Raw genomic sequence first — 25,035 nt, 5'->3', positions numbered from 1 at the left:
TGCGCTGCCTGTAAGCGCATACATCACTCTGCCGCCGCGCTTCGGAAATCCGCAAGGGGTGCCTTGGTCACACTCGTGCAACATGTGCGACATCTGTGCGTGGGCCATGTGTGCATGGGGCTTCCGTAAGCTAAGCCGGGCTGATGGTGCTTCGGAAGCACATGTGATGGATTCCGCTCATGTCCGGCGGGTCGAGGCGGGTGGGCTACTGTCGCGATCATGCCCGCGTTCGTACACGGCTTTCCCTTCGATCCGGCCTATGGCCGGACCCTCGATGAGCTGCTCACCATCGCCGCGCCTGCCCCGCCGGACGGATTCGACACATTCTGGCGGGACCGTTACGAGGCGGCGCTACGGGTGGGGACGGCGCCGGCGGTGGGCCCCCAGGAGGACGAGCGCGACGGATTCCGGATCTTCGGGGTGTCCTTCACCTCGGTCGGCGGGCTGCGCCTCGGCGGCTGGCTCGTACTGCCGGTGGAAGGGCCGGTGCGGCACGGCTTCGTCATCGGCCACGGGTACGGCGGACGCCAGGAGACGGGGCGGGACGTGCCGCTTCCGCTGCCGGGCGGCGCGGCGATCCTGCCGTGCGTACGGGGGATGGGTTCCCGCAGCCGCAGACCGGGCATCCCGGGCGACGCCGACCGTCATGTCCTGCACGGCATCGAGTCCCGTGACACGTATGTCATCGGCGACTGCGTGGCCGACCTGTGGTGCGCGGCGTCCGCGCTGCTCGATCTCGTACCGGAACTGGCGACGCCGGGCGGCGCCCGGCTCGGCTACGCGGGCGAGAGCTTCGGCGGCGGCCTCGGCGCGCTGGCCCTGCCCTGGGACGACCGCTTCGCCCGCGGCCGGCTGACGGTAGCGACCTTCGGCCACCATCCACTGCGGCTGACGCTGCCCTGCGCCGGGAGCGGCGAGGCGGTACGCACCCACTACCGCGATCACCCGGGGATCATGGACGTACTCCCGTACTTCGACGCGGCCACGGCCGCGAGCCGTATCCGCATCCCGATGCTGATCGCACCGGCCCTCTTCGACCCCTCGGTCCCACCCCCGGGCCAGTTCGCCGTCTACAACGCACTCGCGGGCCCCCGCGAACTGCACGTCCTGACGGCGGGCCACTTCGAGCACGAGGGGAGTGAGCGGGAGGACGGGGAGTTGCGGGCGGCGGACCGACGCTTCTTCGGGGAGGGGCTGGGGTGAGGGGGCGGCTGCGGGCGGTCTGCGCGGTGGCGGAACGGGGCGGCCCGGCTCCGGCTCAGCGGGCAGGTGGGGGTGGGTAGTTGGGATTCAGGCCCCGCTGGTGGCGGTTCGTTGTCGGGTGCGGGTGCGGGTGAGCAACCGAGGGGTATTCGGGGTGGGCCGGAATCCGTCATGGCGGGTGGGGGCCGCCCCTCAGGTTTGAGTTTCGCGGTTGCGGGTCGGGTGTCAAGGGCGCTTCTTCGTCGCGTCGGCTGCGCCGATTGCGCTTCGCTTCACCCTTGACTCCCGTCCCTCCACCGCAAGTGCGGCTTTGAGGGAGGGGCGGCCCGGGGGGAGGGGGCCCCGGGGAAGCTCCCTTGTTCCTGGGGTCCGTTCCCGGCCTCCTGGCCGGTGGGTGGTCTGCGCGGCAGTGGAATGGGGCGGCCCGGCACCGGCTCAGCGGGCCGATGTGAGTGGGTAGTTGGGCTGCATGCCCCGCTGGTGACGGTCCGTTGCCGGGTGCTCCTGTCCAAGGCGGACGGAGCCCTCAACGTGCCCCGTATGTCCCAGTTTGGTGAGGTGTTCTGGGGGTCCTCCGGGCGGTGATGCGTCCTGCGGCCAGGTAACCGGGCAGTGGGGCACATCACGGCCTCTCAGCGGCCCACTTGCCGCCCCATGAGTCACACCCATTTCACCACCCCCACACCCCCACCAGCGGGGCATGAATCCCAGCCGACCACGGTGGTCAGTCGCTTAGCAGGGGCCGGGCCGCCCCATTCCACGGGTGCGCCCCCACCCGCATGGGCCCGAACCGCTAAGACGGCCCCTGGTCCTCCGGCTACCCGCAGCCGCAGCTCGCCCTGCGGGTCACCGAGACCGGGAGCATCAGGGAGACCGGTTCGCGGGTGGGTTCCGCGAGTCGTTGTACGAGCAGTTCCACCGCTTCCTCGCCGAGGCGGCGGATCGGCTGGCGTACGGTCGTCAGCGCCGGTCGCACCATCCGGCTCAGCGGGATCCCGTCGAAGCCCGCGACCGCGATGTCCTCGGGCACCCGCACCCCGCGCCGCTCCAGTGCGTGGAGCGCGCCGATCGCCATCTGGTCGTTGGCGAAGAGCATCGCCTGTGGGCGGCCGCCGTCCTGGTCGGCGCGGTCGAGCAGTGCTTCGGCGGCCCGTTCTCCCTCGGCCTGGGTCATCATCACGGCGCGCAGGTCGGGTTCGTCCGGGACCGGCAGTCCGGCCTCGGCGCAGGCGTCCCTGAAGCCCCGGAACCGCGCCTCCGCGTCCGGTGAGTCCTTCTCGCCCCCGACGAAGACCAGGCCGCGCAGGCCGTGGTCGCGGATCAGATGGCGGGTCAGTTCCCGTTCGCCGTCGGAGTTGGCCACTTCGATGTGGTCGAGATGGTCGATCTCGCGCGGCCCGGCCAGCATCACCACCGGCAGTCGGCGCGAAATCACCTCAAGGTCCTCGGTGGGGACGGTCCGCGCCAGTACGGCGAAACCGTCGACCCGTCCCGCGACCTTCGCCACCAGCGACTCCGGACCGCCCTTCAGGGACGCCGCGATCAGCAGCGCGTAGCCGTGCCGCCGCGCGGCCCGCTCCATGCCCCGGATGATCTGGTCCGAGTAGAGCATCACCGCGGAGTCGTCGTACGTATCGTCCGCCTCGGCCTCGGTCTCGGCGTCCGGATCGGAGTAGTCGGGGAAGCAGAGCCCGAGCACGCCGGTGGTCCTGCTGGCCAGACCGCGCGCGTTTCCGCTGGGTACGTAACCGAGCGCGCGCGCCGCTTCCAGTACCCGGTCGCGGGTCTGGGCGCGTACGGAATCGGGGTTCCGGTAGACCCGCGAGACCGTCGCAATGGAGACGCCCGACCGCTCGGCGACGTCGTACACCGTGGGGGCACTCACCCGACCGACCCGTCCCCTTCTTCGCTGTTAAACGCGTGTGTCATGAAAGCGCATTCACCCTAGGCGCCGCGTCGGCCGGGGAGCAAGGCGGCCCCCTCCGGGCCAGGGTCGGGATCCGGCCAAGAATGACAGGCAGACTTGCAAGGTTACCTGTCTATCTCCTACGGTGGACGTATGCACGAGAAGTCCGAGCGGTCCGGAGATCCGACCGCGGAGCAGGTCGCCGTCGATCTCACCGCCGTGGTCCGCAAGCTGGTGCGACGGCTGCGCACGACCACGCCGGACAGCCGGCTCACGCCCTCCCAGCGCTCGGTCCTGGCACGGCTGGACGGCGAAGGGCCGTCGACCACGGCCGCGCTGGCCCGCGCGGAGTACGTACGTCCGCAGTCCATGCGGCTGACTCTCGGCGCCCTGGAGGAACAGGGCATGGTCGAGCGGACGCCCGATCCCGACGACGGGCGGCAGTCCGTCGTCTCGGTCACGGACACCGGCCGCAGCACGCTCGCCGCGGTCCGCGCGGCCAAGCAGGGCTGGCTCTCCGAAGCGATCGCGGGCGAACTGGACGGCGCGGAGCGCCGCGCGCTGGCCGAGGCCGCGGTCCTGCTGGACCGGCTGGTGGAGAGGGGTGAGTGACACGGAGGCGCGCGGGACGGAAGAGGGGCTCGGGACGGAAGAGGGGCTCGGGACGGAAGAAGGGCCCGGGACGAAAGAAGGGCCCGGGACGAAAGAAGCGCTCGGGGCGGGAGAAGGCGCACGCGACGTACGTGGCGTACGCGCCGCAGAGACGGACCTGACGGCGCCCAGCGACCCGGAAACCCCCGGTTTCAGCGGCCGTCTCACCGCCCCACTGCTCCTGGGCTCGCTGCTCAACCCGCTCAACACCACCATGATCTCCACCGCGCTGGTGGCGATCGGACACAGCTTCGGGATCGGCGCCGCCGACACCGCCTGGCTGATCTCCGTCCTCTATCTCGCCAGCGCCGTCGCGCAGCCCGTCCTCGGCAAGCTCGCCGACGCGCTCGGACCGCGCCGGATCTTCCTCGCGGGCCTGGTCGTCGTCTTCGCCTCCGGCCTGGTCGGCGCGGTCGCACCGTCCTTCGGCTGGCTCATCGTCTCCCGGCTGCTGCTCGGGATCGGTACCTCCGCCGCGTACCCGGCGGCCATGTCCGTTCTACGTGACGAGGGCCGGCGGGTCGGCCGTCCCGCCCCGCGTACCGTGCTGGCCCGGCTCTCCTTCGCCTCGCTCGGCAGCGCGGCCGTCGGCCCCACCCTCGGCGGACTGCTCGTCGCCGTGGTCGGCTGGCGCGGCATCTTCGCCGTCAATCTGCCCATCGCGCTGATCGCCCTCGCCGCCGGACTCATCTGGATCCCCGCCGACCCGCCCCGCGAGCCCACCACCACCGCAAACGACACCGCCACCCCACGTCTCACGCTCGACCCGCTCGGCATAGGGCTGTTCGCCACGGCCCTGACCCTCCTCGTCTTCTTCCTGCTCGATCTCGCCCATCCGATGTGGTGGCTGCTCGCGCCCTTCGCCGTACTGTCGGCCCTCCTCGTGTGGTGGCAGCTGCGCAGGCCGCGGCCGTTCATCGATCTGCGGATGATCGTGCGCAATGGCCCGCTCGCCCGCACCTATCTGCGGCACGGCGTCAGCTACCTGCTCATCTACTGCGTCATGTACGGCTTCACGCAGTGGCTGGAGGAGGGCCGTGGCCTCTCCTCCGGCGAGACCGGACTGCTGATGCTCCCGATGTCGGTGACCGCGCTGGTCTGCTCACTGCTCGGCGCCCGTACGAAAGGCATCCGTGGCCCGCTGACCCTCGGCTGTCTGCTGCTCACCGGCGGCGCGGGCCTGCTGCTCTTCGTCGACGGCAGCACCCCGATCGCCGTACTGCTGCTCGCGGGAGCGTGCTTCGGGGTCCCGCAGGGGCTGATCGGTACGAGCAACCAGGCCGCGGTCCAGGCGCACGCCCCGCCCGAGAGCATCGGGTCCGCGGCCGGGCTCCAGCGCACCGCGCAGTACATCGGCGCCATAGCGGCCTCCAGCCTGATCGCCCTCGCCTATGGCCAGGCGGCGAGCGACAACGGGCTGCATCTGATGGCAGGCGCCTCCGCCGTCCTCAGCGTGCTGCTGATCGTCCTGACCGTCACCGACCGGGCGCTGCGCGCCCACCGATAACCGCCCCACCCCGCACCAACCGCCCCACCCCGTACCGCGAGGAGCACCATCATGAGCGTCACCACCCTCGACCCCAAGACCGCCCTGGTCGTCGTCGATCTCCAGCAGGGCATCGTCTCCCGGCCCACCGTCCCCCACCCGGCCGCCGAGGTCGTGGCGCGCTCCGCCGAGCTCGCCGCCGCCTTCCGCGCCAAGGGGCTGCCCGTCGTCTTCGTCCGTGTCACCGGCGGCGCGCCCGGCCGTACCGAGGCTCCGGCGCGCGGTGGGCGGCCGGCCGCCGACTGGGCCGACCTCGTGCCCGAACTGGGCGTCCAGGACAGCGACATCGTGGTCACCAAGCAGCAGTGGGGCGCCTTCTACGGCACCGATCTCGACCTCCAGCTGCGCCGCCGGGGCGTCACCCAGGTCGTGGTGACGGGTGTCGCCACCAGCATCGGCGTCGAGTCCACCGCCCGCGCCGCGCACGAGCACGGCTATCACGTCACCGTCGCCGTCGACGCGGTCGCCGACCTGGACGAGGGCACGCACCGGAACAGCGTCGAGAAGATCTTTCCGCGGCTCGGCGAGACCGGGACCACCGGGGAGATCGTGAAGCTCCTCGGCTGACGCACCACAGAGGGGAACAGAGGGGAACAGACGGGGATACGGGAGGGGCCCGGCATCATGGGCCCCTCCCGTATCCATAGAGCTACGTCACTCGCCGCGCCGCCGGATCTTATTGCCCAGCCACACCAGCGGGTCGTACTTCCGGTCCACGGCCCGTTCCTTGAGCGGGATCAGCGCGTTGTCGGTGATCTTGATGTGCTCCGGGCACACTTCCGTACAGCATTTGGTGATGTTGCAGTAGCCGAGGCCGTGCTCGTCCTGGGCGGTCTTCTTCCGGTCGAGCCCCGATTCCCCGGCCGCGTCCAGCGGATGCATATCCAGCTCGGCCACCCGCATCAGGAAGCGCGGCCCGGCGAACGCGGTCTTGTTCTCCTCGTGGTCGCGCACCACATGGCAGGTGTCCTGGCACAGGAAGCACTCGATGCACTTACGGAACTCCTGCGAGCGGTCCACATCCACCTGCTGCATCCGGTACTCCCCGGCGGCCACCCCCGGCGGCGGTACGAACGACGGCACCTCCCGCGCCTTCGCGTAGTTGAAGGAGACGTCCGTCACCAGATCGCGGATCACCGGGAAGGCGCGCAGCGGGGTGACCGTGATCGTCTCCTCGCGCGAGAAGACCGACATCCGGGTCATGCACATCAGCCGCGGCCGGCCGTTGATCTCCGCGCTGCACGAACCGCACTTGCCCGCCTTGCAGTTCCAGCGCACCGCCAGATCCGCCGCCTGCGTCGCCTGGAGCCGGTGGATGATGTCGAGGACCACCTCCCCGTCGTTCACCTCGACGGCGAAGTCCTTCAGCTCACCGCCCTCCGCGTCGCCCCGCCAGACCCGGAACTTCGCGTCGTATGCCGTCGACGCGCTCGCGCTCGTACCCGTACTCGCACTCACTCGTGAAGCTCCTCTTCGGCGAGGTACTTGACCAGCTCTTCCTTGTCGAACAGGGCGAGCAGATCGGGACGTATGGGCTCGGTCGTCCGGCGCGTGAGCGCGATCCGGCCGGCCGCGGGATCGGTGGCCGCGCCTTCTTCCGTACCGGCGAGCCGGCAGTACAGATTGACCCGGCGCCAGTCGGAATCCATGCCGGGCCAGTCCTCCCGGGTGTGGCCGCCGCGGCTCTCGGTACGTTCCAGCGCCGCCCGCGCGACGCACTCGCTGACCAGCAGCATGTTGCGCAGATCGAGCGCGAGGTGCCAGCCGGGGTTGAACTGGCGGTGGCCCTCGACCCCGGCCCGGCCCGCCCGTACGCGCAGCTCGGCCAGCTTCTCCAGCGCCTGCTCCATCTCCTGCTCCCGCCGGATGATGCCGACCAGGTCGTTCATCGTCTGCTGGAGCTCCTGATGGAGGGTGTACGGATTCTCCGCGGGCCGGTCGCCCGGACCGTCAGGGCCGACCGCGTCACCCCGCGACGCCTCGCCCGCGCCGAACGGGCGCAGCGCCTCGGCCGCCGCCGCGTCGATCTGCCCCTCGTCCGGGGCCGGGCGTACGTCGAGCCCGGCGGCGTACGCGGCGGCGTGCAGCCCCGCCCGCCTGCCGAAGACCAGCAGATCGGAGAGGGAGTTCCCGCCGAGCCGGTTGGAGCCGTGCATTCCGCCCGCGACCTCGCCCGCCGCGTACAGCCCGGCGACCCCGGGCGCGGCGGCGGTCTCCGAGTCGACGGCGATCCCGCCCATCACGTAGTGGCAGGTGGGGCCGACCTCCATCGCCTCCGCCGTGATGTCGACATCCGCCAGCTCCTTGAACTGGTGGTACATCGACGGCAGCCGGCGCCGGACCACCTCGGCGGGCATCCGTGTCGAGACATCGAGGAAGACACCGCCGTGCGGAGAGCCGCGGCCCGCCTTGACCTCGGAGTTGATGGCGCGGGCCACTTCGTCGCGGGGGAGCAGTTCGGGGGGACGCCGGTTGTGGTCCGGGTCCTCGTACCAGCGGTCGCCCTCGTCCTCCGACTCCGCGTACTTCTCCTTGAAGACATCCGGGATGTAGTCGAACATGAACCGCTTGCCCTCGGAATTGCGCAGCACCCCGCCGTCGCCGCGCACCGATTCGGTGACCAGGATGCCCTTGACCGAGGGCGGCCAGACCATGCCGGTCGGGTGGAACTGCACGAACTCCATATTGAGCAGGGGAGCGCCCGCGAGCAGCGCCAGCGCGTGGCCGTCGCCGGTGTACTCCCAGGAGTTCGAGGTCACCTTGAAGGACTTGCCGATGCCGCCCGTGGCGAGCACGACGGACGGGGCCTCCAGCACGAAGAAGCGGCCGGACTCCCGCTCGTAACAGAAGGCCCCCGCGACCCGCCCGCCGTCCTCCGAGTCGCCCCCCTCCGCGCCGTCCTCCTTCAGGATCCGCGTGACCGTGCACTCCTGATAGACCTTGAGCCGCGCCTCGTAGTCCCCGTACTCGCGGAAGTCCTCCTGCTGAAGCGCGACGATCTTCTGCTGGAGCGTGCGGATGAGCTCCAGCCCCGTACGGTCGCCGACATGGGCGAGCCGCGGGTACTCGTGCCCGCCGAAGTTGCGCTGGGAGATCTTTCCGTCGGGCGTACGGTCGAACAGCGCGCCCCAGGTCTCCAGCTCCCAGACGCGGTCCGGCGCCTCCTGGGCGTGCAGCTCCGCCATCCGCCACTGGTTGAGGAACTTCCCGCCGCGCAGGGTGTCGCGGAAGTGGACCCGCCAGTTGTCACCGGAGTTCACATTGCCCATGGAAGCGGCGATCCCGCCCTCGGCCATCACCGTATGGGCCTTGCCGAAGAGGGACTTGCAGATGACGGCGGTACGAGCGCCCCGCTCGCGCGCCTCGATGGCGGCGCGCAGGCCCGCTCCTCCCGCACCCACCACCACGACGTCCCACTGCCGGCGTTCGAGTTGCGTCATATCGGAAGGCTCTCCCTAAAAGAGGCGCGGGTCGGCGAAGGCTCCGGTGGCGAGCAGGTACACGTAGAAGTCGCAGAGGGCGACGCTGATCAACGAGGCCCACGCGAGCTGCATATGGCGGTTGTTGAGCTTCCCGGCCCAGCCCCACAGCCGGTAGCGCACCGGATGCTTCGAGAAGTGCCGCAGCCGGCCGCCGATGATGTGCCGGCAGGAGTGGCAGGAGAGCGTGTACGCCCAGATCAGCACGATATTGACGAGGAAGATCAGCGAGCCGAGCCCCATATGGCCCCAGGCGTACTCCTCGTCCCGGAAGGTCAGCACGGTGTCGTACGTGAGGATGCCGGCGACCGGCACGGCCGCGTAGAAGAAGTACCGGTGGATGTTCTGCAGGATCAGCGGGAAGCGGGTCTCACCGGTGTACTTCGCGTGGGGCTCGGCGACGGCGCAGGCGGGCGGCGAGGCCCAGAAGCCGCGGTAATACGCCTTGCGGTAGTAGTAGCAGGTCAGCCGGAAGCCCAGCGGGAAGATCAGGATCAGCAGCGCGGGGGACAGGCCCCACCAGCTGCCGAAGATCTCCCAGTTGGGGCCGTTCCGCATCGGCGCGCAGCTCTCCGCCAGACAGGGCGAGTAGAACGGCGAGACATACGGCGCCGCGTAGTAGTCGCTGTTCGCGAACGCCCGCCAGGTCGAGTACACGATGAAGGCGAACAGCCCGGCGGCGGTCAGGGCGGGCGCCAGCCACCAGCGGTCCGTCCGCAGATGGCGGGGCGCGATGGCGGCGCGCGAGGCGCCGTGCACGCCCGTACCGCCGGATACGCCCGTACTGACGGCTGGGGGTTCGGTACCGGTGGCCAACGGGGACTCCTGACGGGGGAGGGGTACTAGGGAGCTCGCCGGTCGCGTACGCCCAGGCCCTCGTCGTCCGAGTCCGTCCACAGCGCGCTGTTGTACGGGGTGTCGGGGATGGTCACCAGGTCTTCGACGCGGCCGGCCGGCTGGGGCCGGGACTCGTTCTCACGCAGGAGCGCGAGATTCTGCTCCAGCCGTCCGACCGTGCGGACCAGGTCGTCCAGGCATCGCTTGACCGCTGTCACATCGTCCTGCAGGGACATGAGTTGCCCTCACTTCCACGGTCGCGGGTGGCATGCGGGGATCCGCGAGGGTCCCCCTCAGACGGCTCTCTCTCGGCTCTCTCGGCTCTCTGTGTGCGCCTGAGAGTGTTCCGCGTCACATCCCCTGTTGTGAAGCCGTAAGTCACTAGTTTTCTGCGGGCCGGTCCGTCCCGGGAGCGCTTTGAGCCACGCCCCGGGGCCCGGGCACGGGCCGCGCGGGTGCGCGTTGGGCCGCTCGGGTGGGCTTGGTCGCACGTCACGCCGTGTCTGCGCCACCGCTGACTCGCGGTCCCCTTCAGTGAGTGGGCAAATAGGTGTGATCATCTCTAAATTCCACAAACAGGACGAAGAGGTACAAGCCATGTCCCACGTCGGCGCCCCACGCGGGAGGACATGCTCCCGAACGCTCCGCTCCCGAACGCTCCGCTCCGTCGCGCTTCTCACCACCGGTGTGCTCGCCCTGCCCGCCCTGTCCGCGTGCACCTCGGAGGAGGACGGAAGCGAGCCCTCGGCCGCCGCCGCCCCGGACATCTCGGCCGTGAAGCGTGACGGGGTCGCCCAGGGCGGCACCATGCACTGGGCGGTCGACACCATGCCCGCGACGCTCAACACCTACCAGGCCGACGCGGACGCGGCCACGAGCCGGATCGCCGGTGCCGTACTGCCCGCCCTTTTCACGCTCGACAAGAGCGGCCGGCCCCAGCGGAACCCCGACTATCTGGAATCCGCCAAGATCGTCGAGCGCGAGCCCAAGCAGGTCGTGCTCTACAAGCTCAACCAGCAGGCGGTGTGGAGCAACGGCCGGGAGATCGGGGCACCGGACTTCGTGGCGCAGTGGCGTGCGCTGCGCGGCAAGGACTCCGCGTACTGGACGGCACGCAACGTCGGGTACGAGCGGATCGAGAAGATCGAGCGCGGTGCCAACAACCTTGAGGTCAGGGTCACCTTCAACAAGCCGTACGCCGACTGGGAGTCGCTGTTCAGCCCGCTCTACCCCAAGGACGTGACGGGGACGCCCAACGCGTTCAACGACGGTGCCAGGAAGAACCTGAAGGTGACGGCCGGTCCCTTCACCGTCAAGAAGGTGGACAGCAAGGCCAAGGAGACCACGCTCGCCCGTAACCCCCACTGGTGGGGAGAGCCCGCCAAACTCGACCAGCTGATCATGCGCACGGTCCCCAGGGGCGAGAGCGCGGCGGCGCTCGCGGCCCGCAAGGTCGACATCGTCGAGATCGACAGCAGCGTGGTCAAGCGCATGGCCCTGGCGGAGAAGGACGCGGAGTCCGGCGGCGGACAGCCGCTCACCCACGGTCCCGGCACCACCATCACTCCGGGCTCCGCGCTCCGGTCCTGGGCGCTGGCCAACGGCTCCGACGAGGAGAAGGCCGAAGAGGCACTGGAGGCGCGCAAGCGGACCGTCGAGTCCATCGCGCGGTACGCGCGGGAGCAGAAGGGACTGCGCGGGTACGACGTCCGCAAGTCGCTGGAGCCCGCGTTCACACAGCTCGCGCTGAACGGCGAGTCCGGGCCGCTCGCGGATGAGCGGGTACGGCGGGCGGTGGCCCGCGCCATCAACCGCCAGGAGCTGGCCGACACGGTGCTCAAGCCGCTCGGGCTGCCCGCGAAGCCGCCCGGCAGCCATCTGGCGCTGATGGGGCAGGAGGCGTACGCGGACAGCAGCGAGGCGCTCGGCAAGCAGGACACCGTGGAGGCGCAGGCCCTGCTGGCCGACGCCGGCTGGACGCCGGAGGGCGTCAAGAAGAAGGAGAGCGGCGCCAAGGCCGGCAGCAAGGCCCAGAAGAAGCGGACCCAGGAGGGCGAGGAGGGCGACGAGGAGCTGAGCGAGGAAGAGTCCGAGGCGGCGGCCCAGGCCAAGCGGCCCGACGCCAAGACGGAAGAGGCCGAGAAGAAGAAGGCCGAGGAGCAGAAGCGGAAGTACGAGGAGAAGGCCGCGGCCGAGGAGAAGAAGAAGGGCGACAAGGGCGACGACAAGGACGCGGGCGGCGACGTCCCCTCCGACGAGGGCCTGTACATCGTCGGCGACGACAAGCCCGGCCAGACGGCCCCCCGCCCCGAGTCCGCCACGCATGTCCTCGCCCCCGCGTCCGCCGCCCGTCTCCAGGGCGCCGCGCTGCTCCGGCAGGCCGCGGCCGTGGACGACTCCGACAAGAAGCCGGGCGGTGTGGCGGGCGCCTACGCCCCGCGCGGCACGGCCGCTCCCGCCTCCCCCACCCCCTCCGCCTCGACCGTCCCGAGCGGTCCGCGCGGCAAGGACGGAAAGCCGCTCAGCCTGCGCTTCGTCCTGCCCGCCGGTGCGGGCGCCGAGTCGCTGCGCGCGGTCGGCGAGCGGATCTCGCGGATGCTCGACCGCATCGGTGTCGGTACGGAGATCAGCAAGGTCTCGGACGACGAGTACTTCAAGGACCACATCGCCTCGGGCCAGTACGACCTGGCCCTCTACTCCTGGCCCGCCAGCGCCTTCCCGGCGACCGACGGCCGGCCGATCTACGCCAAGCCCGTGCCCGCCAGCGACGGTTCGCTGCTGGTGGAGCAGAACTACACCCGCGTCGGTACGGACCACATCGACCAGCTCTTCGCCAGCGCGGCCGCCGAGCTGAACGAGGGCAAGTCCCGCGATCTGGTCAGGCAGGCCGACGCCCGTATCTGGGCCGCGGCCGGATCCATCCCCCTCTACCAGCGTCCGCAGCTGGTCGCGGTGAAGCCGACGGTCGTGAACGCGGGAGCCTTCGGCTTCCAGACCCCTCGCTACCAGGACATCGGATTCAGGGAGGGCGGGGCCGCCGGTCCGGACTCGAAGAAGAAGAAGTAGCGAAGAACCGGCGACAGAACCGGCGGCGGAAGCGTACGTTCGGCGAAGATCGAGAGAAGAAATAACCGGACCGCTTTTCAAAACCGCAGGTCACAGCATTTTCGCAACCTCAGAACCCCATCAATTCGCTTGCCCGCCGGCCTCCCCGGCGGGCAAGCTCGTTGTTGTCCCTGACCCGGGCAGCTCCACACCCTCCCGCGCCACCCCCGGCGCAGCCTCCCGCGCATCCCCAGGCGCCCCCGCACAGCCCCCGCACCGTGATTTCGGCCTCTCCGATCGGGCTGGGAAGCCCGCGACGCCTCGGCCCCGTACCATGGGACTAGCCGTGGCGTGTCCGCCCGGCGGGCGTACGAGGAAAAACAACGCCGCATCCCACGATCGAGAGAAGCGCCAGCCAGCATGCCCACGCGCCACGACATCCGTAACGTCGCCATCGTCGCCCACGTCGACCATGGCAAGACCACTCTGGTCGACGCCATGCTGAAGCAGGCCGGCGCCTTCGCCGCGCACGCCGCCGAGCACCTCGACGACCGGATGATGGACTCGAACGACCTGGAGCGTGAGAAGGGCATCACGATCCTGGCCAAGAACACGGCCGTGAAGTACCACCCGAAGACGGGTGGCGACCCCATCACGATCAACATCATCGACACCCCCGGCCACGCCGACTTCGGCGGCGAGGTCGAGCGCGGTCTGTCGATGGTGGACGCCGTCGTGCTTCTCGTCGACGCCTCGGAGGGCCCGCTTCCGCAGACCCGCTTCGTGCTCCGCAAGGCGCTCGCGGCGAAGATGCCGGTCATCCTCTGTATCAACAAGACGGACCGCCCCGACTCCCGGATCGCCGAGGTCGTCGACGAGACGTACGACCTCTTCCTGGACCTGGACGCGACCGAGGAGCAGATCGAGTTCCCGATCGTCTACGCGTGCGCGCGGGACGGCGTCGCGTCGCTGACCAAGCCGGAGGACGGTACGGTCCCGGCCGACAGCGACAGCCTGGAGCCGTTCTTCAACACGATCCTGGCGCATGTCCCGGCGCCCGAGTTCGACGAGTCCGCTCCGCTCCAGGCCCATGTCACCAACCTGGACGCCGACAACTTCCTCGGCCGTATCGCGCTGTGCCGCGTCGAGCAGGGCGAGTTGAAGAAGGGCCAGACCGTCACCTGGATCAAGCGTGACGGCACGATGTCCAACGTCCGCATCACCGAGCTGCTGATGACCGAGGCGCTCACCCGCAAGCCGGCCGAGAAGGCGGGCCCCGGCGACATCTGCGCCATCGCCGGTATCCCGGACATCATGATCGGCGAGACCCTGGCCGACCCCGAGAACCCGATCGCGCTGCCGCTGATCACGGTCGACGAGCCCGCGATCTCGATGACCATCGGTACGAACACCTCGCCGCTGGTCGGCAAGGGCGGCAAGGGCCACAAGGTCACCGCCCGCCAGGTCAAGGACCGGCTCGACCGCGAGCTGATCGGTAACGTCTCGCTGCGCGTCCTGGACACCGAGCGCCCCGACGCCTGGGAGGTGCAGGGCCGCGGTGAGCTGGCGCTGGCCATCCTCGTCGAGACCATGCGCCGGGAGGGCTTCGAACTGACCGTCGGCAAGCCCGAGGTGGTCACCAAGCAGGTCGACGGCAAGACGTACGAGCCGATCGAGCGCATGACGATCGACTCCCCCGAGGAGCACCTCGGCGCCATCACGCAGCTGATGGCGACCCGCAAGGGCCGTATGGAGACGATGACCAACCACGGTTCGGGCTGGATCCGCATGGAGTGGATCGTTCCGTCACGCGGTCTCATCGGCTTCCGTACGGAGTTCCTGACCCAGACGCGCGGCACGGGCATCGCCCACTCGATCTTCGAGGGCCACGAGCCGTGGTTCGGCGATCTGCGCACCCGTAACAACGGCTCGCTCGTCGCGGACCGTTCGGGTTCGGTGACCCCCTTCGCGATGATCAACCTCCAGGAGCGCGGTGTCATCTTCACCGAGCCGGGCACCGAGGTCTACGAGGGCATGATCATCGGTGAGAACTCGCGCGCCGACGACATGGACGTGAACATCACCAAGGAGAAGAAGCTCACCAACATGCGGGCCGCCTCCGCGGACACCACCGAGAATGTGGTCCCGCCGCGGAAGCTCTCGCTGGAGCAGTCCCTGGAGTTCTGCCGCGACGACGAGTGCATCGAGGTCACCCCGGAGACGGTCCGGATCCGCAAGGTCGTCCTCGACCAGAAGCAGCGCGGCCGTACCGCCTCGCGCGCCAAGCACGCCTGATCCGACCGGCGGGCGTACAGCGCCCGCCGCCCGGACGGTACGACGGCCCGGCCACCGCGAACGCGCGGTGGCCGGGCCGTTCGTCAACCGGCTTTCCTCGGCCACCTGTCCGGATTACGAACATCGCTCTCCGGAACATGTGTTAACAGTCCGTTTCGCGTGTGTCTGTCTGCGCTAATTTTGTCCGGATTTCGGGCCTGCAGGGTACTTCGATGTTGTCAAAACGAGACCCTTTAAGTGTGGTTTACAGCCCTGCCGTACTCAATAGTTGCTTCCATTGAGCTCGGGTCAATGGGTCATGCGCCATGGGGGGCGCCGACTCACGAGCACACTCAGGGCATTTGATGAGCCCGCTGTCAGGGGTGTCAGCGCGCGTAGATAATGCTCTTCTCGTCTGTGACTAGTGGACTCATGAGGAGGAACCCATGCGTGGTGCCAAGAGCGCCAAGTGGGTAGTCGGCGCGATAGTCGTGGCCCTGGCGGCAACGGCCTGTGGCGGCGGTAACGACAGTGGCGAATCGGCTTCCAAGGAGAAGGGAAAGCCCGCGGGCTACGTCTCCGTCGACGTCGGTGAGCCGCAGAAGCCGCTGATCCCGGCCGACACGAACGAGACGCTCGGCAGCTACGTGATCCAGTCGCTGTTCACTCAGCTGCTGGACTTCGACTCCCAGGGCAAGATCGTTTACACGAACGCCGAGTCGGTGAAGACGACCGACAACAAGACCTGGACGGTCAAGCTCAAGCCCGGCTGGAAGTTCCACGACGGCACCCCCGTCACGGCCGAGTCGTACGTCAAGGCGTGGAACTGGTACGCCAACATCAAGAACAACCAGCAGAACTCCTTCTGGTTCGAGGACATCGCCGGCTACGCCGACGTCCACCCGGACAAGGGTGACCCGAAGGCCGACGCCATGTCCGGTCTGAAGGTCGTCGACGACACCACCTTCACCATCGGACTCTCCGCGCCGGTGCCGTACTACGAGTACAAGCTCGGCTACGCGACCTTCGCGCCGCTGCCGGAGGTCTTCTACAAGGACACCAAGGCGTTCGGCCAGGCCCCGGTCGGCAACGGTCCCTACATCTTCGAGAAGTGGGACCACAAGAAGCTCATCCAGGTCAAGGCCAACCCTGACTACCTGGGCCCGAACAAGGCCAAGAACAAGGGTGTCCTCTTCAAGAACTACGCGACCGTCGAGGCCGCGTACCAGGACCTCCTCTCCGGCAACCTGGACATGATCCGCCAGGTCGGCCCGAAGGACCTGCCGAAGTACAAGCAGGACCTCGGCGACCGCGCGATCGACCAGCCGTACGCGGCCATCCAGAGCATCGTGCCGGCGTTCTACTCGAAGACCTTCAAGGGCATCGACCCCAAGGTCATCCAGGGCCTGTCGATGGCGATCGACCGCGACACGATCACCAAGACGGTCCTCAACGGCACCCGCAAGCCGGCCACCAGCTTCACCCCGCCGGGTGTCGCCGGTAACCAGGACCTGGGCACCGACGTCTTCAAGTTCAACCCCGCGGAGGCCAAGAAGCTGGTCACCGAGGGCGGCGGCGTTCCGGACAACAAGATGTGGATCCAGTACAACGCCGACGGTGGCCACAAGGAGTGGGTGACCGCGGTCTGCGAGTCGATCCGTAACTCCACCGGTGTGGAGTGCATCCCGGACGCCAAGCCGGACTTCCAGACCGACCTGGAGGCCCGTGACAACGACCAGGTCAAGGCCGCCTACCGCGGTGGCTGGGTCGCCGACTACCCGCTGAACGTCAACTTCATGCGGGAGCTGTACGGCACCACCGCCGAGGCGAACAACGGCCGGTTCTCCGACAAGGAGGTCGACGCGGCCTTCAAGAAGGGCGACAACGCCAAGTCCCTGGACGAGTCGATCAAGGCTTACCAGGAAGCCGAGAAGCTGGTTCTCACCAAGATGCCGGCGATCCCGCTGTGGGAGTACAAGACCAACGGCGGCTACTCCAAGGCTGTGGACAACGTGACGGTCGACTTCCACGGTGACTACAACATCACCGAAGTCACGGTCGCCAAGTAACCAGCCCGAGGGTCATCCCCCCACTCGGCCATCAGCCGTCGACGTAACGGCGGTAGGCCCCCGGGGCCGCTCCCCATATCAACGGGAGCGGCCCCCCGGGCTGCAGTTATCCATTCGGAGGCAAACATGGGGCGTTATGTCGCGCGGCGACTGCTCCAGATGATCCCGGTCTTCATCGGGTCAACCTTGCTGGTCTTCTCCATGATGTACGCCCTGCCCGGTGACCCCGTGCGCGCGCTCGCCGGAGAGCAGACCGTCGATCCGGCGCAGATCGCGGCGATGAAGAAGGACCTCGGTCTCGATCTTCCGCTCTGGCACCAGTACTGGAACTATATGGTCGGCCTGTTCCAGGGCGACTTCGGCACGCAGATCGCCAGCGGGCGACCTGTCGCCGACATCATCTCGGAGGCATTCCCGATCACGGTCAGGCTGACCCTGTTCGCCTTCACCTTCACCGTGCTGGTCGGCATCTCCATCGGCGTCTTCGCCGGGATGAAGGCCGACACGCTCCGCGACCGCGGCCTGCTGATCCTGACGCTTCTGCTGATCTCCGTTCCCTCGTTCGTGCTCGGCTTCCTCGGCCAGTACTTCTTCGCCTTCCAGCTCGGCTGGGTGAACCCGAACGTGAGCGGGGAGGCTAACTGGAACGAGCTGTTCCTACCGGCCGTGGTACTCGGCTCCCTCTCACTGGCGTACGTGGCACGTCTGACGCGTACCTCCATCGCCGAGAACCTGCGCTCCGACTACATGCGCACCGCCGTGGCCAAGGGACTGCCGCGCCGGCGCATCATCGGCGTACACCTGATGCGCAACTCCATGATTCCGGTGGTGACCTTCCTCGGTACCGACCTCGGCGCCCTGATGGGCGGCGCGGTCGTCACGGAAGGCATCTTCAACGTCAAGGGTGTCGGCTACAACATCTTCGACGCGCTCAGGCACCGCGAGGGAGCCACGGTCGTGGGCATCGTGACCCTGATCGTCGTCGTGTATCTCGTCAGCAGCCTGCTCGTCGACCTGCTCTACGCGGTCCTGGACCCGAGGATCCGTTATGCCTGAGGCACTCAAGGACACCGTCAAGGACCAGCCGGCCGAGGCTCCGGTCGCCCCGCGGACCGACGGCAAGGTGGGCAAGCCCCGCAGCCTCTGGTCGGACGCCTGGCACGATCTGCGGCGCAACCCGCTGTTCGTCGTCTCCGCCGTCCTGATCCTGTTCCTGGTGACGATGGCGGCCTTCCCGCAGCTGTTCACCAGCGCCGATCCGCGCTACGCGGACCTGGCCAAGCACTATCTGCAGAAGCCCAACTGGGGCCACTTCTTCTCCGAGGACTGGTTCGGGTACGACATCCAGGGCCGGTCGATCTACGCCCGCGTCGTCTACGGCGCACGGGCCTCGATCCTGGTCGCCATCGTCGTCACCGGACTCGTCACCGTCCTCGGCACCCTGGTCGGCATGCTCGCCGGCTACTTCGGCGGCTGGATCGACACCATCCTGTCGCGGGTCACCGACATCTTCTTCGCCGTGCCCTTCATGCTCGGCGCGATGGTGGTGCTGACCTCCTTCACCGAGCGTTCGATCTGGGTCGTGATCCTGTCCCTCGCCTTCCTGGGCTGGACACAGATCGCCCGTGTCGCGCGCGGCTCGGTCCTCACCATCAAGCAGGCGGACTATGTGATGGCGGCCAAGGCGCTCGGCGCCTCGACCAGCCGTATCCTGCTCCGGCACATCATGCCCAACGCGATCGCCCCGGTGATCGTGGTCGCGACCATCGCGCTCGGCGGCTATATCTCGGCCGAAGCCACGCTGTCGTTCCTGGGCATCGGTCTCGCCGAGCCGGCCGTCTCCTGGGGTGTCGACATCTCGTCGGGCCAGGAGCAGCTGCGTAACGCCGCGTTCGTCCTGATCATCCCGTCGGTCATGGTGTCGATCACTGTTCTGGCCTTCATCATGCTCGGCGATGCGGTACGCAACGCCCTCGACCCCAAGCTGCGCTGAGGGAGGCGTACATGACCATCATCGATCACACGACGGCGGACGTTCCTTCTCCGCACGGCTCGCCGGAAGACAGCGGCCCGTTGCTCGAAGTCCGTGACCTGCACGTGGAGTTCCACACCCGCGACGGTGTGGCCAGGGCGGTCAACGGAGTCAACTACAGCGTCAGCTCGGGCGAGACGCTCGCGGTGCTGGGCGAGTCCGGTTCCGGCAAGTCCGTGACCGCGCAGGCGATCATGGGCATCCTCGACATGCCCCCGGGGCGTATTCCGCAGGGAGAGATCCTCTACCGCGGCCGGGACATGCTCACGATGAGCAACGAGGAGCGGCGGCTGATCCGCGGCCAGAAGATCGCGATGATCTTCCAGGACGCGCTGTCCTCGCTCAACCCCGTGCTCTCCGTGGGCTATCAGCTCGGCGAGATGTTCCGCGTCCATCAGGGCCTCTCCAAGAAGGAGGCCAAGGCCAAAGCCATCGAGCTGATGGACCGCGTACGTATCCCCGCGGCCAAGGACCGGGTCAACGACTACCCGCACCAGTTCTCCGGCGGTATGCGCCAGCGCATCATGATCGCCATGGCGCTGGCGCTGGAGCCCGACCTGATCATCGCGGACGAGCCGACCACCGCGCTGGACGTGACCGTCCAGGCCCAGGTCATGGACCTGCTGGCGGAGTTGCAGCGCGAGTACAACATGGGTCTGATCCTGATCACCCACGACCTCGGCGTCGTCGCCGATGTCGCGGACAAGATCGCGGTCATGTACGCGGGCCGGATCGTGGAGACCGCCCCCGTGCACGAGCTCTACAAGCGCCCCGCGCACCCGTACACCCGGGGCCTGCTCGACTCGATTCCGCGCCTGGACCAGAAGGGCCAGGAGCTGTACGCGATCAAGGGGCTGCCGCCCAACCTCACGCGGATTCCGGCCGGCTGCGCCTTCAACCCGCGCTGCCCCTCGGCGCAGGACATCTGCCGTACGGACATCCCGGCCCTGCTGTCCGTCACCGAGCGGGACGGCACGGAACTGCCGGGCCGCGGCAGCGCGTGCCACTTCTGGAAGGAGACGATCCATGGCTGAGCCGAAGAGGAATGACGACTCCATGGACGCGACCCCGAACGTCACCGAGGTCGAGACGGCCGACGCCGCCACGGTCGCGGAGTCCGTCGCCGCCATCGAGGCGCCGGCGCAGCGGGGCGAGCCGATCCTTCAGGTGCGCAACCTGGTCAAGCACTTCCCGCTGACCCAGGGCATCCTGTTCAAGAAGCAGGTCGGGGCCGTCAAGGCCGTGGACGGCGTCTCGTTCGACCTGTACCAGGGCGAGACGCTGGGCATCGTCGGGGAATCCGGCTGTGGCAAGTCGACCGTGGCCAAGCTGCTGATGACGCTGGAGCAGGCGACCGCCGGCGAGGTCTTCTTCAAGGGCCAGGACATCACGCGGCTGTCCGGGCGCGCGCTGAAGGCCGTCCGCAGGAACATCCAGATGGTGTTCCAGGACCCGTACACCTCGCTGAACCCCCGGATGACCGTCGGTGACATCATCGGCGAGCCCTTCGACATTCATCCGGAGGTGGCTCCGAAGGGCGACCGGCGCCGCAAGGTCCAGGAGCTGCTGGATGTCGTGGGTCTCAACCCGGAGTACATCAACCGCTATCCGCACCAGTTCTCCGGCGGCCAGCGCCAGCGCATCGGCATCGCCCGCGGTCTCGCGCTCAACCCTGAGATCATCATCTGCGACGAGCCGGTCTCGGCCCTGGACGTCTCGGTCCAGGCGCAGGTCATCAACCTGATGGAGAAGCTGCAGGACGAGTTCAACCTCTCCTACATCTTCATCGCGCACGACCTGTCGATCGTCCGGCACATCTCCGACCGCGTCGGCGTGATGTACCTCGGCAAGATCGCCGAGATCGGTACGGACACCCAGATCTACGACCACCCGACGCACCCCTACACCCAGGCGCTGCTGTCGGCGGTCCCGGTGCCCGACCCGGACGCCCGTGAGGGCCGTGACCGGATCATCCTCAGCGGTGACGTCCCGTCACCGGCGAACCCGCCCTCGGGCTGCCGCTTCCGGACCCGCTGCTGGAAGGCGCAGGACAAGTGCGCCACGGAGGTCCCGCTGCTGGCCATTCCCGAGCGCTTCAAGGGTACGGACGGGCACACCGCCCACGAGTCGGCGTGCCACTTCGCGGAGGAGAGGGACGTCGTCCACGCGGCGTGATCCATAGCCGTACGGGAACGTACGCGGACGAGCACGAGAGCGGCGCCCGGAACCGAAAGGTTCCGGGCGCCGCTCTCGTGGTGGCGGCCCCTCACTGAGGCTGGTGATTTTTCCGTTCTCCTTCGCCCATATGGGTGGGCCGGGTGTGCGGACCGTCCCTGATGGTCCGATCTTGGTCTGAGCGATGCCACACACCCCGAGGAGGCGCATCCATGCGAGGAGCCGCACACGCGGGACGGGTCGCCTGCGCGGTGGCTGTCGTCCTCGCCGCGTCGGGCTGTGGCGGGGCGTCCGATGTCATCGGTGGACCCAACGGCGTGGTGCGTTCCTCCTGGGGTGATCCGCAGAATCCGCTGGAGCCCGCCAACACGAACGAGGTCCAGGGCGGCAAGGTCCTCGACATGGTCTTCCGGGGGCTCAAGCGGTACAACCCGAAGACCGGCAAGGCCGAGAACGCTCTCGCCGAGAAGATCGACACGGCGGACTCGACCCACTTCACCGTCACCGTCAAGGACGGCTGGACCTTCAGCGACGGCGAGAAGGTGACCGCGAAGTCCTTCGTGGACGCCTGGAACTACGGGGCGAACGTCGACAACAACCAGAAGAACGCCTACTTCTTCCAGTACATCGACGGATACGACAAGGTCCACCCGGAGTCGGGACAGCCCACCGCGCGGGCGCTGTCGGGGCTGAAGGTCACCGGGCCCCGGACGTTCACGGTCACGCTGTCGCAGCGCTTCTCCACCTGGCCGGACACCCTCGGGTACGCGGCGTTCGCCCCGCTGCCCAGGGCGTTCTACGACCACCACGCCGACTGGCTCGCCAAACCCGTCGGCAACGGCCCGTACACGGTGGAGAACTACACCAAGGGCTCCCAGATGTCCCTGCGCACCTGGAAGGGGTACCCGGGCGCCGACAGGCCGCGCAACGGCGGTGTGGATCTCGTGGTCTACACCGACAACAACACCGCCTACACCGATCTGGTCGCGGGAAACCTCGATCTGGTCGACGACGTCCCCGCCTCACAGCTCAAGAACGTGCGGTCCGACCTCAGCGGCCGCTACATCAACAGCCCGGCCGGCATCATCCAGACCCTCGCCTTCCCGTACTACGACAAGGAGTGGAACACCCCGGATGCCGCCAAGGTACGCACCGGGCTCTCCATGGCGATCAACCGCAAGCAGATCACCGACACGATCTTCCGCAAGACCCGCACCCCGGCGACCGACTGGACCTCCCCGGTCCTCGGCGCGGACGGCGGCTATCTGGCGGGGCTCTGCGGCAGGGCCTGCGACTACGACGCCGCCGCGGCGAAACAGCTGATCCAGCGGGGCGGCGGCATCCCGCACGGCCGGCTGACGATCACGTACAACGCCGACACCGGCTCCCACAAGGAGTGGGTCGACGCGGTCTGCAACAGCATCAACAACGCGCTGGGCAACGACAAGGCGTGCGTCGGCGGTCCCGTCGGCACCTTCGCGGACTTCCGCAACCGGATCGGTCAGCGGAAGCTGACGGGGCCGTTCCGGGCGGGCTGGCAGATGGACTACCCGCTGATCCAGAACTTCCTCCAGCCGCTCTACTACACCAACGCCTCGTCCAACGACGGCAAATGGAGCGACCCCCGGTTCGACCGGCTCATCAACGAGGCCAACGCCGACCCGGACACGAAGTCCGCGATCCGTACGTTCCAGCGGGCGGAGGGCGTCGTACGGGACCGGATGGCGGCCATCCCGCTCTGGTACCAGAACGGCAGCGCCGGCTACTCGGACCGGGTCTCCCATGTCGCACTGAACCCCTTCAGCGTCCCGGTCTACAACGAGATCAGGGTCAGCTGACGCCCGGGGCCGCCCCACGCCCCTCCCACGAACCCCGGAGCCCTCCATGGGACGTTATGTGATCCGGCGTCTGCTGCAGATGATCCCCGTCTTCATCGGCGCCACCCTGCTGATCTTCCTGATGGTCAATGTGATGGGCGACCCCATCGCGGGCCTCTGCGGGGAGCGGCAGTGCGATCCGGCCACCGAGGCCCGGCTGCGCCAGGAGTTCGGCCTCGATCAGCCGGTGTGGCAGCAGTACCTCACCTATATGGGACATGTCTTCTCCGGCGACTTCGGCACCGCCTTCAACGGCCAGAAGGTCATCGACCTGATGGCCTCGGCGTTCCCGGTCACCATCCGGCTGACGATCGTGGCCATCGTCTTCGAGATCATCATCGGGATCATCTTCGGCGTGATCACCGGGCTGCGCCGGGGCCGCCCGGTCGACACCTCCGTACTGCTGCTGACGCTGGTGGTCATCGCCGTACCGACCTTCGTCACCGGGCTGCTGGCGCAGCTGGTGTTCGGCGTGAACTGGCAACTCATCCGGCCGTCGGTCTCCCCGGCGGCCCCGTTCGACGAGCTGATCCTGCCGGGGCTCGTGCTCGCGTCCGTCTCCCTGGCCTACGTCACCCGGCTGACCCGGACCTCGATCGCCGAGAACGCCCGCTCCGACTATGTCCGTACCGCCGTCGCCAAGGGCCTGCCCAGACACCGGGTGATCACCCGGCATCTGCTGCGCAACTCACTGATCCCCGTGGTCACGTTCATCGGTACGGACATCGGCGCGCTGATGGGCGGCGCGATCGTCACCGAGCGGATCTTCAATATCCATGGCGTCGGATTCCAGCTCTACCAGGGCATCCTGCGCCAGAACACCCAGACCGTCGTCGGCTTTGTGACCGTGCTGGTCATCGTCTTCCTGGTGGCGAATCTGCTGGTCGACCTCTTGTACGCCGTTCTCGACCCGAGGATCCGCTATGCCTGAGCCGCAGTCCCGACGCCCCGACGACAACGGCGGAGCCATCGCGGCGACCGGGGCCGGCGGTGGGATGGACCTCGCCACCAGCGAGGGAGGCACCCTGGAGCAGCGCCCGGGAGAACCCGGCGGCGGCACCGGCGGCGGCGCCGGCGGCGAGGCCACGGGCCGGCCGCGCAGCCTCTGGTCGGACGCCTGGCGCGATCTGCGCCGTAACCCCGTCTTCGTCCTCTCGGGGCTCGTCATCGTCTTTCTGGTGATCATCTCGATCTGGCCCTCGCTGATCACCAGCGGCAACCCGCTCTCCTGCGATCTGGCCAGGGCCCAGGACGGCTCCCGGCCCGGCCACCCCTTCGGCTTCAACGGGCAGGGCTGCGACGTCTACACCCGTACCGTCTACGGCGCCAGGACGTCGGTGGTCGTCGGCGTCCTCGCCAGCCTCGGCGTCGCGGTCGTCGGCTCGGTCCTCGGCGGGCTGGCCGGCTTCTTCGGCGGATTCTGGGACGCGATCCTCTCCCGGATCACCGATATCTTCTTCGGCATCCCGGTGGTCCTCGGCGGTCTGGTGCTGCTGTCCGTGGTGACCAGCTCCACCGTCTGGCCCGTGATCGGCTTCATGGTGCTGCTCGGCTGGCCGCAGATCTCCCGGATCGCGCGCGGCTCCGTCATCACCGTCAAACAGAACGACTTCGTGCAGGCGGCGCGGGCGCTCGGCGCCTCCAACCCCCGCATGATGCTGCGGCACATCCTGCCCAACGCTGTCGCGCCGGTGATCGTCGTGGCGACCATCGCGCTCGGTACGTTCATCGCGCTGGAGGCGACCCTCTCGTATCTCGGCGTGGGCCTCAAACCGCCGACCGTCTCGTGGGGGATCGACATCTCCGACGCCTCGCCGTACATCCGCAACTCCCCGCACATGCTGCTCTGGCCGGCCGGCGCGCTGGCGATCACCGTGCTCGCGTTCATCATGCTCGGCGACGCGGTACGCGACGCCCTCGACCCCAAGCTGCGCTGAGGAG

19 protein-coding genes are annotated in these 25,035 nt (G+C 68.4%); 14 read left to right on the top strand and 5 right to left on the bottom strand.

Annotated elements, in window-relative coordinates; translation table 11 throughout:
• Window positions 1-219 precede the first annotated feature (219 nt).
• Window positions 220-1,203, top strand: coding sequence for an acetylxylan esterase (locus IF11_RS0119620; RefSeq protein ID WP_030352946.1), 984 nt, complete (start codon window positions 220-222; stop codon window positions 1,201-1,203).
• A gap of 817 nt (window positions 1,204-2,020) precedes the next feature.
• Here IF11_RS0119620 and IF11_RS0119615 read toward each other — a convergent pair.
• On the bottom strand, window positions 2,021-3,088 hold the full coding sequence (locus tag IF11_RS0119615; protein WP_030352945.1) for a LacI family DNA-binding transcriptional regulator: 1,068 nt from the start codon (window positions 3,086-3,088) through the stop codon (window positions 2,021-2,023).
• Between the two features lie 174 nt (window positions 3,089-3,262).
• Between IF11_RS0119615 and IF11_RS0119610 the strand changes: the two genes are divergently transcribed.
• From IF11_RS0119610 to IF11_RS0119600, 3 genes are all read left to right on the top strand, one after another.
• A complete protein-coding gene (locus IF11_RS0119610) occupies window positions 3,263-3,721 on the top strand; it encodes a MarR family winged helix-turn-helix transcriptional regulator (protein ID WP_030352944.1) in 459 nt (152 codons plus the stop codon).
• Between the two features lie 253 nt (window positions 3,722-3,974).
• Entirely contained in the window at window positions 3,975-5,267 is a 1,293-nt protein-coding gene (locus tag IF11_RS0119605; protein ID WP_240627612.1) for an MFS transporter, read from the top strand.
• A 51-nt stretch (window positions 5,268-5,318) separates the two neighbouring features.
• The gene (locus IF11_RS0119600) at window positions 5,319-5,873 is read left to right on the top strand and encodes an isochorismatase family protein (RefSeq protein WP_030352942.1); all 555 of its coding nucleotides are present in this window, start codon (window positions 5,319-5,321) and stop codon (window positions 5,871-5,873) included.
• A gap of 87 nt (window positions 5,874-5,960) precedes the next feature.
• Here the strand turns inward: IF11_RS0119600 and IF11_RS0119595 are convergent, their stop codons facing one another.
• Genes IF11_RS0119595 through IF11_RS0119580 form a run of 4 tightly spaced genes read right to left on the bottom strand, consistent with a single transcriptional unit; the run spans window position 5,961 to window position 9,858 of the window.
• Window positions 5,961-6,764, bottom strand: a complete 804-nt coding sequence (locus IF11_RS0119595) for a succinate dehydrogenase/fumarate reductase iron-sulfur subunit (protein ID WP_030352941.1) — start codon at window positions 6,762-6,764, stop codon at window positions 5,961-5,963.
• Window positions 6,761-8,746, bottom strand: a complete 1,986-nt coding sequence (locus tag IF11_RS0119590; protein WP_030352940.1) for a fumarate reductase/succinate dehydrogenase flavoprotein subunit — start codon at window positions 8,744-8,746, stop codon at window positions 6,761-6,763. The genes IF11_RS0119595 and IF11_RS0119590 overlap by 4 nt, the downstream gene beginning before the upstream one ends.
• A 15-nt stretch (window positions 8,747-8,761) precedes the next feature.
• Window positions 8,762-9,601 (bottom strand): hypothetical protein, encoded by an 840-nt coding sequence (locus IF11_RS0119585; RefSeq protein ID WP_030352939.1) that lies wholly within the window; start codon window positions 9,599-9,601, stop codon window positions 8,762-8,764.
• A gap of 26 nt (window positions 9,602-9,627) precedes the next feature.
• On the bottom strand, window positions 9,628-9,858 hold the full coding sequence (locus tag IF11_RS0119580; RefSeq protein WP_030352938.1) for a hypothetical protein: 231 nt from the start codon (window positions 9,856-9,858) through the stop codon (window positions 9,628-9,630).
• A 361-nt stretch (window positions 9,859-10,219) separates the two neighbouring features.
• On the opposite strand from IF11_RS0119580, the gene IF11_RS0119575 reads away from it, so the two are divergent.
• From IF11_RS0119575 to IF11_RS0119530, 10 genes are all read left to right on the top strand, one after another.
• Entirely contained in the window at window positions 10,220-12,688 is a 2,469-nt protein-coding gene (locus IF11_RS0119575) for an ABC transporter family substrate-binding protein (protein ID WP_030352937.1), read from the top strand.
• Between the two features lie 399 nt (window positions 12,689-13,087).
• Window positions 13,088-14,962 carry a translational GTPase TypA gene (typA, locus tag IF11_RS0119570; RefSeq protein ID WP_030352936.1) on the top strand — a complete coding sequence of 625 codons (1,875 nt, stop codon included), beginning with the start codon at window positions 13,088-13,090 and terminating at the stop codon, window positions 14,960-14,962.
• A 425-nt stretch (window positions 14,963-15,387) separates the two neighbouring features.
• Window positions 15,388-17,010 (top strand): peptide ABC transporter substrate-binding protein, encoded by a 1,623-nt coding sequence (locus IF11_RS0119565; RefSeq protein WP_030352935.1) that lies wholly within the window; start codon window positions 15,388-15,390, stop codon window positions 17,008-17,010.
• Between the two features lie 126 nt (window positions 17,011-17,136).
• The gene (locus tag IF11_RS0119560; protein ID WP_030352934.1) at window positions 17,137-18,066 is read left to right on the top strand and encodes an ABC transporter permease; all 930 of its coding nucleotides are present in this window, start codon (window positions 17,137-17,139) and stop codon (window positions 18,064-18,066) included.
• Window positions 18,059-19,003 (top strand): ABC transporter permease, encoded by a 945-nt coding sequence (locus IF11_RS0119555; RefSeq protein ID WP_030352933.1) that lies wholly within the window; start codon window positions 18,059-18,061, stop codon window positions 19,001-19,003. The genes IF11_RS0119560 and IF11_RS0119555 overlap by 8 nt, the downstream gene beginning before the upstream one ends.
• A gap of 11 nt (window positions 19,004-19,014) precedes the next feature.
• A complete protein-coding gene (locus IF11_RS0119550; protein WP_030352932.1) occupies window positions 19,015-20,076 on the top strand; it encodes an ABC transporter ATP-binding protein in 1,062 nt (353 codons plus the stop codon).
• Window positions 20,069-21,217 (top strand): ABC transporter ATP-binding protein, encoded by a 1,149-nt coding sequence (locus IF11_RS0119545; protein WP_030352931.1) that lies wholly within the window; start codon window positions 20,069-20,071, stop codon window positions 21,215-21,217. Before IF11_RS0119550 ends, IF11_RS0119545 begins: the two co-directional genes overlap by 8 nt.
• A gap of 212 nt (window positions 21,218-21,429) precedes the next feature.
• Complete coding sequence (locus IF11_RS0119540; protein ID WP_030352930.1) at window positions 21,430-23,055, top strand: peptide ABC transporter substrate-binding protein; 1,626 nt, start codon at window positions 21,430-21,432, stop codon at window positions 23,053-23,055.
• 46 nt (window positions 23,056-23,101) lie between these two features.
• Complete coding sequence (locus IF11_RS0119535; RefSeq protein ID WP_030352929.1) at window positions 23,102-24,025, top strand: ABC transporter permease; 924 nt, start codon at window positions 23,102-23,104, stop codon at window positions 24,023-24,025.
• On the top strand, window positions 24,018-25,031 hold the full coding sequence (locus IF11_RS0119530; RefSeq protein WP_030352928.1) for an ABC transporter permease: 1,014 nt from the start codon (window positions 24,018-24,020) through the stop codon (window positions 25,029-25,031). Before IF11_RS0119535 ends, IF11_RS0119530 begins: the two co-directional genes overlap by 8 nt.
• Window positions 25,032-25,035 lie beyond the last annotated feature (4 nt).

Origin of the sequence: Streptomyces scopuliridis RB72, assembly GCF_000718095.1 — a bacterium.
Lineage (GTDB): Bacteria > Actinomycetota > Actinomycetes > Streptomycetales > Streptomycetaceae > Streptomyces > Streptomyces scopuliridis.
The sequence above is the reverse complement of the archived record's forward strand: the minus strand, read 5'-3'. Positions and strand labels throughout refer to the sequence as shown.

Excerpts from the sequence above, each read along its gene's own strand:
- IF11_RS0119620 (WP_030352946.1), top strand. The coding sequence starts at position 220 with ATGCCCGCGTTCGTACACGGCTTTCCCTTCGATCCGGCCTATGGCCGG.
- IF11_RS0119610 (WP_030352944.1), top strand. The coding sequence starts at position 3,263 with ATGCACGAGAAGTCCGAGCGGTCCGGAGATCCGACCGCGGAGCAGGTC.
- IF11_RS0119605 (WP_240627612.1), top strand. The coding sequence starts at position 3,975 with ATGATCTCCACCGCGCTGGTGGCGATCGGACACAGCTTCGGGATCGGC.
- IF11_RS0119600 (WP_030352942.1), top strand. The coding sequence starts at position 5,319 with ATGAGCGTCACCACCCTCGACCCCAAGACCGCCCTGGTCGTCGTCGAT.
- IF11_RS0119590 (WP_030352940.1), bottom strand. The coding sequence starts at position 8,746 with ATGACGCAACTCGAACGCCGGCAGTGGGACGTCGTGGTGGTGGGTGCG.
- IF11_RS0119580 (WP_030352938.1), bottom strand. The coding sequence starts at position 9,858 with ATGTCCCTGCAGGACGATGTGACAGCGGTCAAGCGATGCCTGGACGAC.
- IF11_RS0119575 (WP_030352937.1), top strand. The coding sequence starts at position 10,220 with ATGTCCCACGTCGGCGCCCCACGCGGGAGGACATGCTCCCGAACGCTC.
- typA (WP_030352936.1), top strand. The coding sequence starts at position 13,088 with ATGCCCACGCGCCACGACATCCGTAACGTCGCCATCGTCGCCCACGTC.
- IF11_RS0119565 (WP_030352935.1), top strand. The coding sequence starts at position 15,388 with ATGCGTGGTGCCAAGAGCGCCAAGTGGGTAGTCGGCGCGATAGTCGTG.
- IF11_RS0119560 (WP_030352934.1), top strand. The coding sequence starts at position 17,137 with ATGGGGCGTTATGTCGCGCGGCGACTGCTCCAGATGATCCCGGTCTTC.
- IF11_RS0119555 (WP_030352933.1), top strand. The coding sequence starts at position 18,059 with ATGCCTGAGGCACTCAAGGACACCGTCAAGGACCAGCCGGCCGAGGCT.
- IF11_RS0119550 (WP_030352932.1), top strand. The coding sequence starts at position 19,015 with ATGACCATCATCGATCACACGACGGCGGACGTTCCTTCTCCGCACGGC.
- IF11_RS0119545 (WP_030352931.1), top strand. The coding sequence starts at position 20,069 with ATGGCTGAGCCGAAGAGGAATGACGACTCCATGGACGCGACCCCGAAC.
- IF11_RS0119540 (WP_030352930.1), top strand. The coding sequence starts at position 21,430 with ATGCGAGGAGCCGCACACGCGGGACGGGTCGCCTGCGCGGTGGCTGTC.
- IF11_RS0119535 (WP_030352929.1), top strand. The coding sequence starts at position 23,102 with ATGGGACGTTATGTGATCCGGCGTCTGCTGCAGATGATCCCCGTCTTC.
- IF11_RS0119530 (WP_030352928.1), top strand. The coding sequence starts at position 24,018 with ATGCCTGAGCCGCAGTCCCGACGCCCCGACGACAACGGCGGAGCCATC.